Source organism: Gillisia sp. Hel_I_86, from assembly GCF_007827275.1.
Taxonomy (GTDB): Bacteria; Bacteroidota; Bacteroidia; order Flavobacteriales; family Flavobacteriaceae; genus Gillisia.
The window spans coordinates 2,359,319-2,375,290 of record NZ_VISE01000001.1 but is presented as its reverse complement, the minus strand read 5'-3'; the positions used below and the strand labels follow the sequence as shown (position 1 = coordinate 2,375,290).

Here is a 15,972-nt window from a genome sequence, read left to right as displayed (position 1 = left end):
TCTATAAATTTAGTTTAGACCCTGAAATAAATTCAAGGTGACGAAATCACTTTCCATGAAAAAATGAATTTTAAATCTCATAGTCATCTGGAATGACGGCTCCTTTTTTTATAACCACAATTCCTTCTTTTATATAGTAGGTCTCTGTTTCCTTTTCTTCCAATTGCACATTACCATTTATCTTTACATTATTACCAATACAACAGTTCTTATCTAAAATAGCATTGTTGATACTACAGTTTTCTCCAATTCCCATTGGGATCTTAGTGTCCCTCTCACTCAGTTCCTTTAAAGTTTGGTAACTATCACATCCCATCATATAGGTATTGCTTACTTGAGTTCCACTACCAATTCTGGAACGAATTCCAATTACGGATCGCTCTATTTTGGCAGCATTTATCAAACAACCATCGGCAATTACGGCTTTGTTAAGAACAGTGCCAGAGATCTTGGTGGTAGGTAGTAACCTAGCGTGGGTATATATTCGCTTGGAATTATTATATAGATCAAATTCCGGGATATCATCGGTTAAGCCCAGATTAGCTTCAAAAAAGGACTCGATATTTCCTATATCTGTCCAATAACCTTCAAATTGATAGCTAAGCGTTTTATGTTTCTGGATATTCTGCGGAATAATTTCTTTTCCAAAGTCAACGGTATTGGGATCATTCATGAGATCCACCAAAAGGTCTTTATTAAAGATATAGATCCCCATGGAAGCCAAATGATTTCTTCCTTCTGCTTTCATCTCGTCACTTACAGGCGAAGTCCAATCCTTTAGAAGATCTGTCTTGGGTTTTTCTATAAATGAGGTTATCAAGTTGCTTTCATCAGTTTTAAGAATTCCAAAGGAAGTGGCATCCTTTTCGGAAACCGGCAAAGTGGCTATAGATATTTTTGCGTTGCTTTTTACATGTGCTTCCAGCATATCATTAAAATCCATTTGATACAATTGATCTCCAGAAAGTATTAGCGCATATTCAAAATCATGATTTAAAAAATGGTGCATGCTCTGTCTCACCGCATCTGCAGTTCCTTGAAACCACGTATTGTTTTGAAGCGTTTGTTCTGCTGCCAACACATCTACAAAAGCAGCACTAAAAAAACTAAAATGATAGGTGTTCTTGATATGCGTGTTCAATGATGCCGAGTTAAACTGTGTAAGCACGAACATCCGCTTTATATCGGAGTTGATACAATTGGAAATAGGAATATCCACCAGCCTGTATTTTCCAGCTATGGGTACTGCCGGCTTTGACCTTGTTGCAGTTAACGGATACAATCTGGAACCTTGCCCACCTCCCATAATAATTGCTAATACTTTGTCATTGATCATGTTTGCTTAATTAAAGATTTATATAAAGTAACATATTGCTGTGCAGACTCATCCCAGGAATGATCTATTTGCATGATCGTTTTTCTGGTTTCTTTAAATTTTGAAGAATCGCTATAATATTTGGTTGCTCTTTTTATGGAATCAAAAATCCCCTTGACCGTGTTTTCAGTATGCAAAAATCCAAATCCACCATCGGAGATATCAACCACAGTATCTTTTAAACCTCCTATTTTATTTACAATAGGGATGGTGCCATATCTAAGTGAGTACATCTGGTTAAGTCCGCAAGGCTCCACGCGAGAAGGCATTAACAAAAAATCGGCGCCTGCATACATTTTATGCGAGAGCGCCTCATCATAGCCGATAAAAGCATTATAGTTTTTAGGATACTTATTGGTGAGTTGCATCAATTGCTTTTCTACTTCTTTGTTTCCGGAACCCAATAATAAGATAGAAATATCTAGTCTTTTCAATGCCAAGTCAAATAGTTCAGGGAAAAGATCGGCACCTTTTTCCTCCACAAGCCTACCAATAAAAACAAATAAGGGTTTTTTAAAATCTAGATTGAATTTTTTACACAACCACTCCTTTGAAGCCTGTTTCCCGGCATCGCAATCGTCAGTTCCATATTTCGCCACAATTAGATCATCGTCTCCAGGGTTCCAAACTTTTGTATCTATTCCGTTCAAGATCCCAATACATTTCTGACTTTCTGAATTAATTAAACTTTCCAACCCATTTGCCTTCAACTTCAATTCTTCCATATAACTTGGGGAAACAGTAGTAACCCGCCAAGCACACTTAATTGCTGTGGCCAACGGATTTATACAATTGTCCCAATCCAATAATCCGATGTGGGACAAAGGAAACGCAGGGATCAACTCTATTTTATCGTGTGAAAACCAGCCCTGATATTGGGCATTATGAATGGTAAATACGGAAGGGATATTCTTTAACTTTTTATACTTAATTGCATGAGACATCATAAAAGGAATTAACCCTGTATGATGATCATGACAATGTACTATTTCCGGCAATTGCTTGTTCTGAAGGATCCAATCCAAGGCAGCAATCTGAAAAGCCAAAAACCTTTCGGTGTCCTTTTCAGAATACACATAATCTTTAAATAATAAATTGGGGATATCTACTAAAAAGAGTTCAAATCCCAAGTCACTGTTTTCCGGAATTAAAATTTTAAAACTCAAGAAGTCGGTTCCCAATTCTAAATTCCCCTCATGAACGGTTTTAAACTTATGTTCTTTACTGAACTTGTTGTTATAGAACGGCATCACCACACGGCTCGTGGTCCCCGTATTATTTTGATATTTGGGCAAAGCCCCTACAACATCTGCCAGTCCTCCAACTTTAGCAATGGGATAACATTCGGCACTAATATGTATAATCTTCATTAAAATCTATCTAAGGTATTAAATTACAAAAAAAAATACCTGATTTCAGGAAATCTTCAGCAGTTAATTTTGAAAAGTGAATTAATTGTAATAACAGCCTCCTCAATTGAACGATTAAAAACTATTTTAAAATTCATTCAAACAGGTTCTTGTTTCTTGAAATGCCCGCATCACATTTTAAACATTCTACGAACTTGCAATGCGTGGGTTCAGGTTGCAACATTTCCTGTTCAATCAAAATACTTGCAATCCTTTAGTTACAAATTTTGAAACTGATATATCTTTTGAGCATTTTTTTTAATAAATTCCAGCTATTTTTTACATTCCAGATTATAATGCAAATTTGAAGAAAGTGGGTCTTGCTTTTTCAACCTTGCTTGGATATAGTATGGATCCCGGTTATTTGAAGGCTAAAAATTAAAGAAGCGTGATGGGAATAAGCTTGTTAAACAACTTTCCAATAGCAATGGTGTTCATATTTTAATAGTAAGAATAATCTTCCTCGGATTCCATTATTTCCAAATGACAACTATTCAGTTGGGAAAATTCATCGTAATATTCGAATAACAATAGGCTTTCGAACCTTTGCTCCATAAGCCACATATTGTATTTCCCTAATTAAAAAGATTTTAGTTTTAATGCACTCAAGTCCATTCCAAAAACCGGAAATCCCATTTTTTAAACGCGAAAAATGGTAATTTAAGAGGTGTTTCAAAATTATTGGTCAATATAAAAAAACATAATATTGCCAGTTTTGGATGGATCATCTTTCCCATTAACAAAAATGAATGCCCAAAAATAAAAATCCCTTTTAAAGGTTCTTCCAACTAATTTTTATAATTGCAAGAACAACAATATCCCATAAGGGATTCCCTAAAAACGCTATCTGCTTCTGATTCAGGGTACAAAAAAAATTAAATTATTTGTCAACATTAGAATGTTCATAAATTTATAAATATCTTATTTACAGTACTTTAACTTTTATTTGCTGTAAACTTTTTGAAAAATAAAAATCCATTACCGTTAATTTTTTTATACTTTTAACCCACTCAAACTCGTCTAAAAAACCTAATATATTTCCGCCTATGAAAACCACAACCCCAAAAATCCCGGCCAAAACCTATACACAAGAGGAGGCTTTTAAAGCTTCTGTAGCATATTTTAAAGGAGATGAACTCGCAGCGAGGGTTTGGATCAACAAGTATGCTTTAAAGGATTCCTACGGCAATATTTATGAAAGCACTCCGCACGAAATGCATATTAGGCTAGCAAAGGAAATTGCACGGATCGAAGCAAATTATGCCAATCCCATGACCGAGGAAGAAATTTTGGGTTTGATAGAAAATTTCAAATATATCGTGCCACAGGGAAGTCCAATGGCAGGAATAGGAAACAAGTACCAGATAGGGTCTTTATCAAACTGCTTTGTGATAGGCAATGAAGGCGACAGCGATTCCTATGGTAGTATTATGAAAATTGACCAGGAACAGGTGCAGTTGATGAAAAGGCGCGGGGGCGTGGGCCACGATCTTTCACATATTCGCCCAAAAGGATCCCCTGTAAAGAATTCTGCCCTCACCTCTACCGGGCTCGTTCCTTTTATGGAGCGATATTCCAACTCCACCAGGGAAGTCGCACAGGACGGGAGAAGAGGCGCCCTAATGCTTTCTGTCTCCATCAATCATCCCGATGCCGAGAGTTTCATAGATGCAAAGATGGAGCAGGGAAAGGTTACAGGAGCAAATGTTTCAGTGAGGATCGATGACGACTTCATGAAAGCAGTAAAAAACAAAAGCAGCTATGTACAAAAGTACCCCATTCATAGTGAGGCCCCAAAATATACCAAGGAAATAGAGGCAGGGAAAATCTGGGATAAAATCGTTCATAACGCTTGGCGATCTGCAGAGCCCGGAATCCTGTTTTGGGATACCATTACCCGTGAATCTGTGCCCGATTGCTATGCAGACCTTGGGTATAAAACCGTTTCAACCAATCCTTGTGGGGAAATTCCCTTATGTCCTTATGATTCTTGTAGGCTTCTCGCAATCAATTTATTTTCGTATGTCGAAAATCCTTTTACAGAGCAAGCTTCCTTTAATTTTGATTTGTTCAAGAAACACGTAGCAGCTGCCCAAAGGATCATGGACGACATTATTGACCTGGAGCTTGAAAAAATTGACAATATCTTGGCAAAAATTGATGCCGATCCGGAAAATGAAGAGATTAAAAGGGTAGAAAGAAATTTATGGTTGGAGATCAGGAAAAAAGCACGGGAAGGAAGGCGCACAGGGGTTGGCATAACTGCTGAAGGCGATATGCTTGCAGGACTGGGAATAAAGTACGGTAGTGAGAAAGGAATAGAATTTTCAGTAAAAATCCATAAAACCCTTGCGATCGAAGCATATAGAAGTTCGGTTACCATGGCCAAAGAACGCGGAGCTTTTAGTTTTTACGATTCAGAAAGGGAAAAGAACAATCCTTTTATCCAGAGGATCAAAAATGAAGATGAAAAACTTTATTTTGAAATGATGGAATATGGTCGTAGAAATGTTGCATTATTGACCATTGCCCCTACGGGTACCACAAGTTTAATGACCCAAACCACCTCTGGAATTGAACCGGTATTCCTACCGGTCTATAAAAGAAGAAGAAAAGTAAATCCAAATGATAAAGAGGTCCGTGTAGATTATGTTGATGAAACTGGGGATTCTTGGGAAGAATATGTAGTTTTCCATCATAGATTTAAAGAATGGATGGAAGTAAACGGATATGAAATCGATAAAAATTACACCCAAAAAGATCTGGACAAGCTGGTAAAAAAATCACCTTATTACAAGGCCACATCCAATGATATTGACTGGATGAGCAAGGTAAAAATGCAGGGAGCAGTACAAAAATGGGTAGATCACTCCATAAGCGTGACAATTAATTTACCAAATGATGCCACCGAAGAATTGGTGGGCAATCTATATATGAAAGCTTGGGAAGAAGGCTGCAAAGGCGTTACCGTATATCGTGATGGATCCAGATCGGGGGTTTTGATCTCTAATGAAGAGAAGAAAGACGAGAAAAATGAATTTACGAATTTTCCAACAAAGCGTCCGCAGACGCTGGAGGCAGACGTTGTTAGGTTCCAAAACAATAAAGAAAAATGGATCGCTTTTATAGGGTTGATGGATGATCGCCCTTATGAGATCTTTACTGGTTTTGCCGATGATGAGGATGGAATTTTGATTCCGAGATGGGTAAATCAGGGAGTGATCATTAAGAACAAAGATGGAGGGGGAAATTCCCGTTATGATTTTCAATATCAAAATCAGCGGGGCTATAAAACAACCATTGAAGGCCTGTCCCATAAATTTGATCCCGAATTTTGGAACTATGCCAAACTGATCTCCAGTACCCTTCGTCATGGAATGCCCATTGAAAAAGCAGTAGATCTTATCAACAGTCTGCAACTGGATAACGAATCCATCAATACTTGGAAAAACGGAGTGGCAAGAGCATTAAAAAGATATGTAGCAGATGGTACCGAAGCAAAAGGCCAGAAGTGCGCCAATTGTAATTCCACCAATCTTATTTATCAGGAAGGTTGCTTAACATGCAAAGACTGTGGCTCTTCCAAGTGCGGATAATTCAACTGAAATGAACAATTTAAAAAAGGGGGAAAATTTATTGTTTCCCCCTTTTGCTTTTATTGTTTTTTTTATCCGTAAAGTATCATAAAATGAAAAACAACGTCATTCTGTCCCGACCGTTCCTATCGTGTGGACACATCTTTATGAATGGTCCACCCTTCCATGGCAGCCTTAAAATATTTCAATCCTATCCATAGGGTCGTTATGCCCGGATGCCTTTTGCTTTCATAGCCTTTCCATCCGCCAAGTCTTGCTATCGCCCAAACATATCTCTTTAGCCCTTTTTCCTTATACGGGTTTTTTTGTTTCTCTGTCCTACCTTCCAGTCTTATTATCTGGTGCTCTAAAAACGTTTGTTCTTCTTCCGTGAAACAGCTATCGGCGCTCATCTCTCCTTCTGGTACCGCATACGCCAGCCGCATCAAGAACAGTTTGATGATGACCTCCATTATCAACAAGCTCAGTTTTCTTACCGATGACCCATACTCCAGCTCTGACGCCTCGATATTGTAGCCCTCTTTTTTTAATATCTTGAACACCTCTTCTATGGTCCACCTCCACTTATACCATTCCACGCACATTTCTGCCATTTCCAGAGTCTCTATGGGCAGGCTTGTCAACAACCTCCAGCACACCCTGTCCGGCCCGGTACGGTTCGCCTCTTTGGCCTCTACCAGGTATAGTTTTATGCTGGGTGCCACTGCTTTGCTTGCCGCCCTGGTCCTTTTAAGTTCCACCTCTTTATATCTGATTTCAATTTTTGCAATCCTTTTTTTTCTTCTGGTCTTTGCACAGGCATCCACCTGTACCTCATAGGATCCTTGATAGGGTTGGTCCGCCAGGCAGCTAAACAATTTTGACCCATCCGCCAAGGTCCTATCCGTACGGGCCCTTATCAATAGATCTGTTTGTGCATCTGGTATGGTTGCAAACTGTTCGTAGATATCGCCTTCCCTATCTTGTACGATCACCATTCCCGCTACCACGCCCCTTAGCGAGGCCTGTGTGTTTTTGGAAACTTCTATCCACTTATAGGACTCTTTTTCTTCTATGGGCAGCTTGCCGTACTGTCTTTCATGCTTTGATGCGAACTCCAAGGGCCTGTTCCAGATCTTTATATCAGAATAGCCGTAGGGGGTGCCGCTCACGGCATCCAAGACCAAACTTGGGTGGATGAAGAACCCCAGTCCCTGGGAATTCTTCGCATTGGTCGTGCCCACAAAGCCATCTTTATTGATCCTATTACCATGGCTGCTTAGGTTGACCTCCGTGGTATCTTGGATACAGACAACAAATTTGCCCGCACAAGCCATCTGGCAATTATGTACCAAGTTCTCTACTATATCTCCTTCACTGACCCTATCGTTCTGCAAAAAACGGTAAACGGCCTTTGCGTCTGATTCGTTCCTGCTGAGCTGACGGATCGAATGGACGCTCTTGCTGAACAGGTCCGATAAAATCTTGTTGCCCCGATAAACCAACCGTTTATCCCCTAAGCCTGTGAACCCCCTTCTCATTTTTTGAGTAAAATTAATGCTAATCCCTTAAAATATTAAATAATTGTGTCCACACGATAGGACCGTTCGGGAGTTTCAGAATCTTATAAAACTAAGGATCAATAAGGTGAATCGCCCCCCCAGGCAGAGCCATCGGGGAATTTTTAGATTTAATCTAATTGAGAATTGCTTGGCTATAGAAATTGGCTCTGTCATATTTTGAAATTAACTGAACATATTCTTAAAATCAAGAACCTCGGGGCAAGCCCACGAGGTATGTCCCGAAATATCGGGAGAAACTATTTTTAAAAATTAGAGGCAAGCCTCGGGGAATTAAACCCTCGATGAGGGATTAAATACCTGGGAGTAATTGAAATTATATCCTTAAAGTAAGCACAGGGATTATTGAGTGGTTTGCCACATCCTCGCTTATGCTGCCGTGAATTAAATGTGATATCCCTTTTCTACCGTGGGTGGGAATTGCGATAATATCGGCAGCAACCAACTGCGAAAAATTATAGATTCCTTCTTCAATTGAAAAATCAGCATAACGATTAACTATTTTAATAGCTCCTACAGGATCTGGATGTTGCGCTCTAGTGAAAAAAGCAAACAAAACTTCATCCATTTCTTTGGTACTCCTAAAGTCTTTTCCTGGAAGATTAATATAAAGAAGATTGATTTTGGCTTTCAACATTTTAGCAATTTCCGAGACTCGCTTATACGCATCGAGACTTTCTTCTTTAAAATCACTTGCGAACAATATGGTCTCTGATGAAAAATTAAGTTTGTTTTTCTTGACTACCAAGACTGGCACATTCGACCTACGAACTACTTTCTCGGTATTGCTTCCAGTGGTGACTTCTGACAGTCCATTACTGCCACTTGAGCCCATAACAATTAGAGCTGCTGAAATATCATCGGCAAGTAAGCTTATACTACTAAAGTCAACATGGTGCTGCATTATAGGTTCAACTAGAACATCTTTTAGAAAATCTTTTTCCAAAAATTCATCAAAGCGTTTTGTCGCGAGTTTAGAATAATAAAGTTTCTTAGTGGCATTATGTACAGGAGCTGTCCCCAAAGAGCTATCATTTAAACCTGTCATATGCGCTAGGACAAGTTTGGCCGATATACGTTTTGCGATGGTGGCGCCTACAGAAAGTGCCTTCTCTGATTCTTTTGAAAAATCTATTGGAATAAGGATTGTTTTCATTGCAAGGTGATTTTATCACCGTCAAAACTAACGTACAATTCTATTTTAAAACATGATATAAATCACCACGTATTTTGGGTTCAACCAGAAAGTTGATTCCTTGGAAGAAGTATAAATGGACTTAGAACACCACAAATAAGCTCTTGTGTAGAGAAGCCTTGATAATGAGAACATATTTATCCACTTCACTTGGGGAATGGCTGGGGCAGAGAGGGTTTTTAATTTCAAAATTCCCTATTTGTTCGTTTTTTTGTTATGTTCTAAAAGCAAGAATTTTTGTAATCTTAACCTGAAAATGACATGAAACCGGGTGAATTTCAAACAGTTTTCACCTCAAAAGTTGCCTATTTAACTTAAAAATTTGAATTAAGAGGTTATGTGGAAATCTTTGCTGATAAACCAATCCCTTCTTCATCAAGTTTCAACTAAAATAATTTTTAAAAACAAACTAACTAAAAATTAGCAGGTTGGCTGTTATTGTTCCATGAAAACAAAGTTGGTTTAAAAGTGAGGCTCACCCAAGCCCAGTTTTGAATTTCACCGGCATCCCCGCCTTTTAACACTTCTAGAGAATCATCAGCAAACATATGTGAATAGCCCATACCTAAAGAAAGGTCTTTATATAAACTATATCCGAGCATTAAATCCACTTCTGTACCTAAATAGCTGTCCTGCTTTTTGCCACTTGCATCATAAACATCGGCCGCAGCATTAAATACATGTGGAATGGCAGTAAGTTTCAGCTTATTTTTGGTGTATGTTAGTTTGGCATACATATCTGCCAGTCCCACAGAATTTATGTGGTTCCCTACATAAAAATAGTCCATAAACCCATTAAAACCATGGTTTGTTCCAAAAAGAGGATTAAAGGAATTGCTGTCGCCGCCGATCTGGTTCATGTCGGTTCCCGAAAGATATTCGGCACCAATGCCCGCACCCCACTCTTTGGACAGGGAATAATTAAGGTTGGCTCCCGCATACCAGGCTTCCACATCACGGTCTTGCTGAGTTCCCAGCTGCCCGTACGCAGAAAGATCCCCGCTCCAGCCATTATTGTTGAATTTAAAATAGGGCCCAAAAGTCACTTTATATTGTACTTTGTCTACCTCGCCAATCTGATATTCATATCCTGTATTTAGAACCAAAAGGCTCAAAGCCGATTTTTGCCAGTTTAAATGATACCGGGCATACTGCATATTTTTATAGTTGTTAAGGGTGTAAGGCACATCAACAAGCGTTTCTCCTTCATTGTTAATGGCCGCCCCAATGTGCAGTTGCTGATTTGCCGCGGGGGTAAACATAAAAACGAGTGCATCGTGGCTGCGGGCCTGCTGCGTCCAGTTCACCTCGCCAAACATACGCTCATTGTCATACGAAATTACTTGTCGTCCCACTTTGAAACCGATAGTTTCGGTTGGCCGATAAATTCCATAGGCTTCAAAAATTGCGATCCCATTTTCATCGGAAGTATTTAATGTAGGCACATCGCCCCAGGCCCTAATATTTTGTACTGAAACCTTTGCTTCCAATTTTTCATGTTTATAATCAAAATTGAGTCGGGAACGTTGGGTAACTACAGAAGCAGGATCTTGAGGTTCAGAAAGCAGGGATTTATAACCGTTCCTAAATTCATATCGGGGCCTCAATTCCAGCCCCAAATCGAACTGCTGAGCCATGACAGGAAAACCTAGCATTAATGCAATAAAAAGGGAAAATAATTTTTTCATTTTGGCAACTATTTAATTAGAGATTGAATTTTTCATAAATAAAGTTTGATCGGAATATCATTTTTGACACTTCACTCGATCTCTCTTGGCAGCGATAGCTGCAAATTACCTATATGTTAAATTAACAGAATATGACTTACATCAGTTTCCAAAAAAAGATTGTAATTTGAGATGGATATATTTCAAGAACAGCTCTTCGTTTTACTTGCCCTTAAAATCCTTGCTTTTCCCAATATTTTTTCAAAAAACCTGACTTTTATCATATATTCACCCAATAAATTTTAAGTATTTTTAGTTTGTTAAATCTAACCATTATGGCGGATAATACACGTAACCATTTCAAGTACAAGACATTCACGACAAGCTTACTGTTGCAAATTCTTATCAAAAGCCTATGGGGATAATCCAAAAACTCAATATTTCGGTTTCCATTGTGGATGTCCCTTTTGATTTGAGTATTGACAAGCCCTTTGATGAAATCACAGAATACCATCACTATGATACCGATTACACCAAGGAGTTAGGGAGGGCACTGCTATGGATAAACAATATTTTTAAAGAATTCAGCGGTCGTTTTTACGGAAAAACCTGTCCGGTTCATCTTTATTGGCATTCTATGGATTTAGCAGTAGCACGATTCTCTGGTAATGAAGCACCACCTACGGCGGCGGATGCACGAATCTCGGATAAAGATGTTTACACTTACGAATACATCAGTTTTGGCTTTTGGCCAGGCGATAAAAATATTCCAGAACCGGTTTCCCATTCCTATACTTTTCCTTCGCCCGATGGTTTGGAAGAAGATGCCATAAAACATTCTTCTGCAGAATGGATTCATAACAACGGTAGTCCTATGGCTATTCTAAAATACAAAAACTTGTTGCATACAGGGAATCCGAAAAAAGATTTGCTTGGGTTTTTAGAAGCGACCTACCAGACGGGAGCCAAAAAAGCCAATTGGAATATTGAAGCAAAAAATTTGGAATTGTACAGGCGTGATGGATTGAGAAGAATAGAAAGGATTTGGTAGAAAATATTGGTTCTCCAACTTCCAAAAAAATCAATAAATTATAAAAACAAAAAATTATGGCAAAAATAGAACGAGAAGATAATGGTAAAAAGGGCCGGTTTATCATTTATGAAAATGATGAATTCGCTGGGGAAATGACTTATACCTGGGCAGATAAGGAAAAATTTATAATTGACCATACCAGTGTGGAGGAAAAATTTGGCGGCCGAGGATTTGCAAAACAACTGGTAATGGAAGGCGTTGCGTATGCGCGGAAAAACAACTTAAAAATCATTCCACTTTGCCCTTATACAAAAAGCAGGTTCGATAAGGATAAAAACTTAGGAGACGTCTTGGCATAAACACGACTTTAAGAACACAATTTAAAAATGAAAACTTAAAATATGTTAAACCCAAATTAATCCTATAAAAACGCACCGCCAATATCGGTAATCTTATGGTAGGACGTTTGTTGCCGCTTAGGCAAAAACGGATCCATGTTCAGGCTCCATTGTTCCTAAAAATTTCTGTTTAAAGAAGGATTTTAGATTATTGAAGTACCTACTGAATTTAGAAATTGTGCGAACGAATTAATCTCAAATTGGAATTTCACCTACTAACATTTTACCTTCATAAACCAAATAACCACACAAAGCCCCTTGCGCCGTAATTCTAAAGAATACTTTTCTTGTTTTCTTGCCTAAATCCCTATTGACTATAGCGCCAGTCCACCAAAAACAGCTCCGATACCAGTATCAAGCAGTAAAGCCTCCGCATTATTGTTTTCTCCTATGGGTTTCCTTGGAATTAAGAATATTAGAACGATTATACCAAAATATATGAATCTTACGAAAAGTAACTTTAACAATTGGCACAGAATGATTTGAAAAATCAAGCTTCCAATATTACAATTTAACGAGCCTTTAGACTTTAACCCATTTAAAAAATAAAAAGTAAAGTTTTATTTACATTTTGTAATCAAAACTTGCCATAATTGAATTATTATTTATATGTTTGTAAAACAAACTTTACATCTAAAAATTATAAATTATGAAGGGAAAAGAAGAAACACGAGTTGTGCTCACAAAGAAAAACACTATTAATTTGGCTGTATGGACCGGAGCGTGGGTATTAACCTTGGCGATAAGCACTTTTGGATCATTGCTCATATGGAAAGGAAATGATGTAGCTATCATCATTGCTATCTTGGTTAATTTTATCGTTGGAATTGGAATGATATTAGCGAATGTTAGGCATATCAAGGGATTGGATGAACTACAACGCAAAATTCAATTGGAAGCAATTGGAATTGCACTTGGCCTTGCGGTAGTAGCCGGTATTTCCTATTCCTCCTTGGACCAAACAAATATAATTAGCTATAACGCAGAGATTTCACATTTAGTAATACTAATTGGTGTGACCTATATGGCTGGAATCCTTATTGGAAATTCTAGATACCGATGAAAAATAAACTAAAAGTACTTAGAGCAGAGCATGAATTAACCCAGAAGCAACTTGCTTCTAAAGTGGAAGTATCTAGGCAAACGATTAATGCAATTGAAAAAGGTAAGTTTGATCCCAGTCTACCTTTGGCATTCAAAATTTCAAAATTATTCAATATGAATATTGAAGAAATTTTTCAGAATGATTAGACTTATTTAGGTTATAAGTCTTAAACTTATAAAAACCAAAAAACCCTCTCAGTTTCCTGAAAGGGTTTTCCTAGTAGCGGGAACGGGACTCGGATCAGTGACCTTCGGATCATGAATATTTTCCCGTTATAGAACAAAATAACCCAAACATACTGATTATCGATTATTTATATATAAAGTAATAAGGTTTAATATTAAATAATACCGTTTAAAATCAACAAATGTTGTGCCTCCATCAATCCTGTCCTAAACGTTTTTAGGATTGAATAGATCTACTGTTTTCACGGGCCAGAAGCCCACTTTTCTTCAATTTTAAAAACAGGATCCCCTGTACAATTTTGTTGTTGGGCGGGAAATGTTCTTGAAAAGCAGGGTCGAGCCATTTTTATAATTCTACCTTTACAATCAAGAACCTCGGGGGCAAGCCCACGAGGTATGTCCCGAAATATCGGGAGAAACTATTTTTAAAAGATTCGAGCCAAGCCTCGGGGAATTAAACCCTCGATGAGGGATTAAAAGATTGCTTATCGAAATTTACTTTTTGATACTTTTTTTTCGGCAGGTACCATTCTTTTGTGTTTCCATAGATTGCTAAAAGTGTTTAATTTTTAGTCAGCCTATTATAACGAGAGCCACATATCTCGAGCAAAACATCCTGCACCGTATTTAAATACCCCCTACTAGAACATCGTAGCGATACTGGGCACTCCAACCTATAGGGGCAGCTAATCTTGAAACGCTATGGGCATTTGTTCTCTAATCTGGCATAAACCCAAAGATAGGTTTTTTAGAAGCTAAAGCGAAATGCACTAAAGCGCATAGTTTTAACTACTTTTTTGAGACCAATAAAAACTTGAATGATTCAATATCAAGGGTTTTTGAATAGCTATTATAAGTAGAGAATTTAAAAATAATTTTGTTATATCTAAGTGAAGTTTAGTATTCTAAGTGTTATTTGGAGCATATTATGCTTGCTCCCCATAAATTTCCAAAATTGAACAAGGAGCAGAAGAAAAAAAAGTTATTTTTGATTTATATAAGCTAAGCGCCTCTGATCAGAAAAAATTTTTATTTTAAAATTTGATAAAAATTAATTTGTTAATATAAAAATTATGGGCGATTTCTAGCTCAGTTACGTCCAATACAAACTATTCATGACTTATTTAAAGGATTTGATATTTAAAAATCATACCGACAGCACCATCAGTAATATCGAAAGAAAAAAAACTTTACAAAAGTTAAAGATTATAAAACATCTGTATTTTGAAGGAGATACTACTAACAGCGAAATTTGCAATACTTTTAAAATTAGCCTTCCTACTTCTATGTCACTTTTAAACCAATTAACCAAAGAGGAAATTGTTAAAAAAAATGGACAAGGAAATTCTATAGGTGGAAGAAAGCCAGATTTATTTGGCTTGGAAGAAAATACATTTTTGGTGCTAAGCATCCATATTGAAAGGTTTAAAATTAGAATGGCTATTCTCAATAACGCTCACAAAATTTTATTCGAAAAAACGATACCTATTACCATTTCGGCAAATACTAAAATTGTTGATATTTTATTCGATAATGCCAAGGACTTGATTGTAAAATCAAAAATTTGTACAAATTTATTAATGGGAATTGGCATTAGTATGCCAGGATTAGTTTCCACCGAAGAAGGGAAGAATCTTACTTATTTTCTAGAAGATCAAGAAAAGGATTCCTTAAAAGAGGCTCTAGAAAAAAAGTTCTTAAAACCAGTGGTCATTATCAATGATGCTAATAGTGCTTGTCTTGCAGAATTTAGATTTGGGCTTGCTAAGAACAAAAAAGATGTTTTGGTCATCTCCATGGATTGGGGAATAGGATTGGGAATAATAATGGGAGGAAAATTACAAACTGGCACATCGGGTTTTGCTGGGGAATTTGGCCATATCCCTATTGTGGAAAACGGAACTCTATGCTATTGTGGAAAAGCTGGGTGTTTAGAAACTATAGCCTCTGGAATAGCTTTAGTCAATAAAGCCAAAGAGCGTATAATTGATGGTCAACCAACAATTCTAAGCAGGTTGGTAAATGAGGATTTAAAAAATTTAGAACCAGAATTGATCATTGAAGCAGCAAATCAGGGAGATCAATTTGCAATTAACTTACTATCAGAAATTGGTAGAAATTTAGGAAAGGGGCTTGCGATACTGATTCAAATATTTAACCCGGAATTGATCATCCTTGGAGGTCAAATAGCAGAAGCGGCACAATTTATTACCACCCCCGTTCAGCAGTCCATAAACACCTATGCCAAGATTCAATTAAAGGATAGAACAGAAGTAACCCTTTCAGAACTAGGAAAGAAATCAAGTCTCCTAGGAGTTTCCCTTGCTGTAATGAATCAAATATTCACAGATAAAATTTCAGCTATAAAAGCAGATCTTAATTGATTTTAAAGCTCTTTTACTCCCGCTATGCTTTAAATTTCTCCTAGAAAATGTGAGATTTTTTAATTT

The 15,972-nt window shown here is 37.4% G+C and carries 11 protein-coding genes; 6 read left to right on the top strand and 5 right to left on the bottom strand.

Features of this window, described 5'->3' with window-relative positions; genetic code table 11:
• Positions 1–70: 70 nt before the first annotated feature.
• Positions 71–1,336: a glucose-1-phosphate adenylyltransferase gene (locus JM83_RS10725; protein WP_144961963.1), complete on the bottom strand. Its 1,266-nt coding sequence runs from the start codon at positions 1,334–1,336 to the stop codon at positions 71–73.
• Positions 1,333–2,745 carry a glycogen synthase gene (locus JM83_RS10720; protein WP_144961960.1) on the bottom strand — a complete coding sequence of 471 codons (1,413 nt, stop codon included), beginning with the start codon at positions 2,743–2,745 and terminating at the stop codon, positions 1,333–1,335. Before JM83_RS10720 ends, JM83_RS10725 begins: the two co-directional genes overlap by 4 nt.
• A 1,085-nt stretch (positions 2,746–3,830) precedes the next feature.
• On the opposite strand from JM83_RS10720, the gene JM83_RS10715 reads away from it, so the two are divergent.
• Positions 3,831–6,380 (top strand): adenosylcobalamin-dependent ribonucleoside-diphosphate reductase, encoded by a 2,550-nt coding sequence (locus JM83_RS10715; RefSeq protein ID WP_144961959.1) that lies wholly within the window; start codon positions 3,831–3,833, stop codon positions 6,378–6,380.
• Between the two features lie 125 nt (positions 6,381–6,505).
• Here the strand turns inward: JM83_RS10715 and JM83_RS10710 are convergent, their stop codons facing one another.
• The 3 genes from JM83_RS10710 to JM83_RS10700 all read right to left on the bottom strand — a co-directional run bounded on the left by JM83_RS10710 (position 6,506) and on the right by JM83_RS10700 (position 10,822).
• A complete protein-coding gene (locus JM83_RS10710) occupies positions 6,506–7,900 on the bottom strand; it encodes an IS4 family transposase (protein ID WP_144959452.1) in 1,395 nt (464 codons plus the stop codon).
• A gap of 355 nt (positions 7,901–8,255) precedes the next feature.
• Positions 8,256–9,095 carry a universal stress protein gene (locus tag JM83_RS10705; RefSeq protein ID WP_144961957.1) on the bottom strand — a complete coding sequence of 280 codons (840 nt, stop codon included), beginning with the start codon at positions 9,093–9,095 and terminating at the stop codon, positions 8,256–8,258.
• A gap of 452 nt (positions 9,096–9,547) precedes the next feature.
• Entirely contained in the window at positions 9,548–10,822 is a 1,275-nt protein-coding gene (locus JM83_RS10700; RefSeq protein ID WP_144961955.1) for an alginate export family protein, read from the bottom strand.
• A gap of 352 nt (positions 10,823–11,174) precedes the next feature.
• Here JM83_RS10700 and JM83_RS10695 point away from each other — a divergent pair, with 352 nt between their 5' ends.
• The 5 genes from JM83_RS10695 (at position 11,175) to JM83_RS10675 (ending at position 15,906) form a co-directional block, all read left to right on the top strand.
• On the top strand, positions 11,175–11,852 hold the full coding sequence (locus JM83_RS10695) for a DUF5996 family protein (protein ID WP_261376896.1): 678 nt from the start codon (positions 11,175–11,177) through the stop codon (positions 11,850–11,852).
• 56 nt (positions 11,853–11,908) lie between these two features.
• Positions 11,909–12,193, top strand: coding sequence for a GNAT family N-acetyltransferase (locus JM83_RS10690; RefSeq protein ID WP_144961951.1), 285 nt, complete (start codon positions 11,909–11,911; stop codon positions 12,191–12,193).
• 688 nt (positions 12,194–12,881) lie between these two features.
• A complete protein-coding gene (locus JM83_RS10685) occupies positions 12,882–13,295 on the top strand; it encodes a hypothetical protein (protein WP_144961949.1) in 414 nt (137 codons plus the stop codon).
• Complete coding sequence (locus JM83_RS10680; protein ID WP_144961947.1) at positions 13,292–13,483, top strand: helix-turn-helix transcriptional regulator; 192 nt, start codon at positions 13,292–13,294, stop codon at positions 13,481–13,483. The genes JM83_RS10685 and JM83_RS10680 overlap by 4 nt, the downstream gene beginning before the upstream one ends.
• A 1,154-nt stretch (positions 13,484–14,637) precedes the next feature.
• Positions 14,638–15,906, top strand: coding sequence for an ROK family protein (locus JM83_RS10675; RefSeq protein ID WP_144961945.1), 1,269 nt, complete (start codon positions 14,638–14,640; stop codon positions 15,904–15,906).
• Positions 15,907–15,972 lie beyond the last annotated feature (66 nt).

Bases quoted from the DNA above. Each gene is read 5' to 3' on its own strand.
- JM83_RS10725 (WP_144961963.1), bottom strand. From the start codon at position 1,336: ATGATCAATGACAAAGTATTAGCAATTATTATGGGAGGTGGGCAAGGT.
- JM83_RS10705 (WP_144961957.1), bottom strand. From the start codon at position 9,095: ATGAAAACAATCCTTATTCCAATAGATTTTTCAAAAGAATCAGAGAAG.
- JM83_RS10710 (WP_144959452.1), bottom strand. From the start codon at position 7,900: ATGAGAAGGGGGTTCACAGGCTTAGGGGATAAACGGTTGGTTTATCGG.
- JM83_RS10680 (WP_144961947.1), top strand. From the start codon at position 13,292: ATGAAAAATAAACTAAAAGTACTTAGAGCAGAGCATGAATTAACCCAG.
- JM83_RS10675 (WP_144961945.1), top strand. From the start codon at position 14,638: ATGACTTATTTAAAGGATTTGATATTTAAAAATCATACCGACAGCACC.
- JM83_RS10720 (WP_144961960.1), bottom strand. From the start codon at position 2,745: ATGAAGATTATACATATTAGTGCCGAATGTTATCCCATTGCTAAAGTT.
- JM83_RS10715 (WP_144961959.1), top strand. From the start codon at position 3,831: ATGAAAACCACAACCCCAAAAATCCCGGCCAAAACCTATACACAAGAG.
- JM83_RS10700 (WP_144961955.1), bottom strand. From the start codon at position 10,822: ATGAAAAAATTATTTTCCCTTTTTATTGCATTAATGCTAGGTTTTCCT.
- JM83_RS10685 (WP_144961949.1), top strand. From the start codon at position 12,882: ATGAAGGGAAAAGAAGAAACACGAGTTGTGCTCACAAAGAAAAACACT.
- JM83_RS10690 (WP_144961951.1), top strand. From the start codon at position 11,909: ATGGCAAAAATAGAACGAGAAGATAATGGTAAAAAGGGCCGGTTTATC.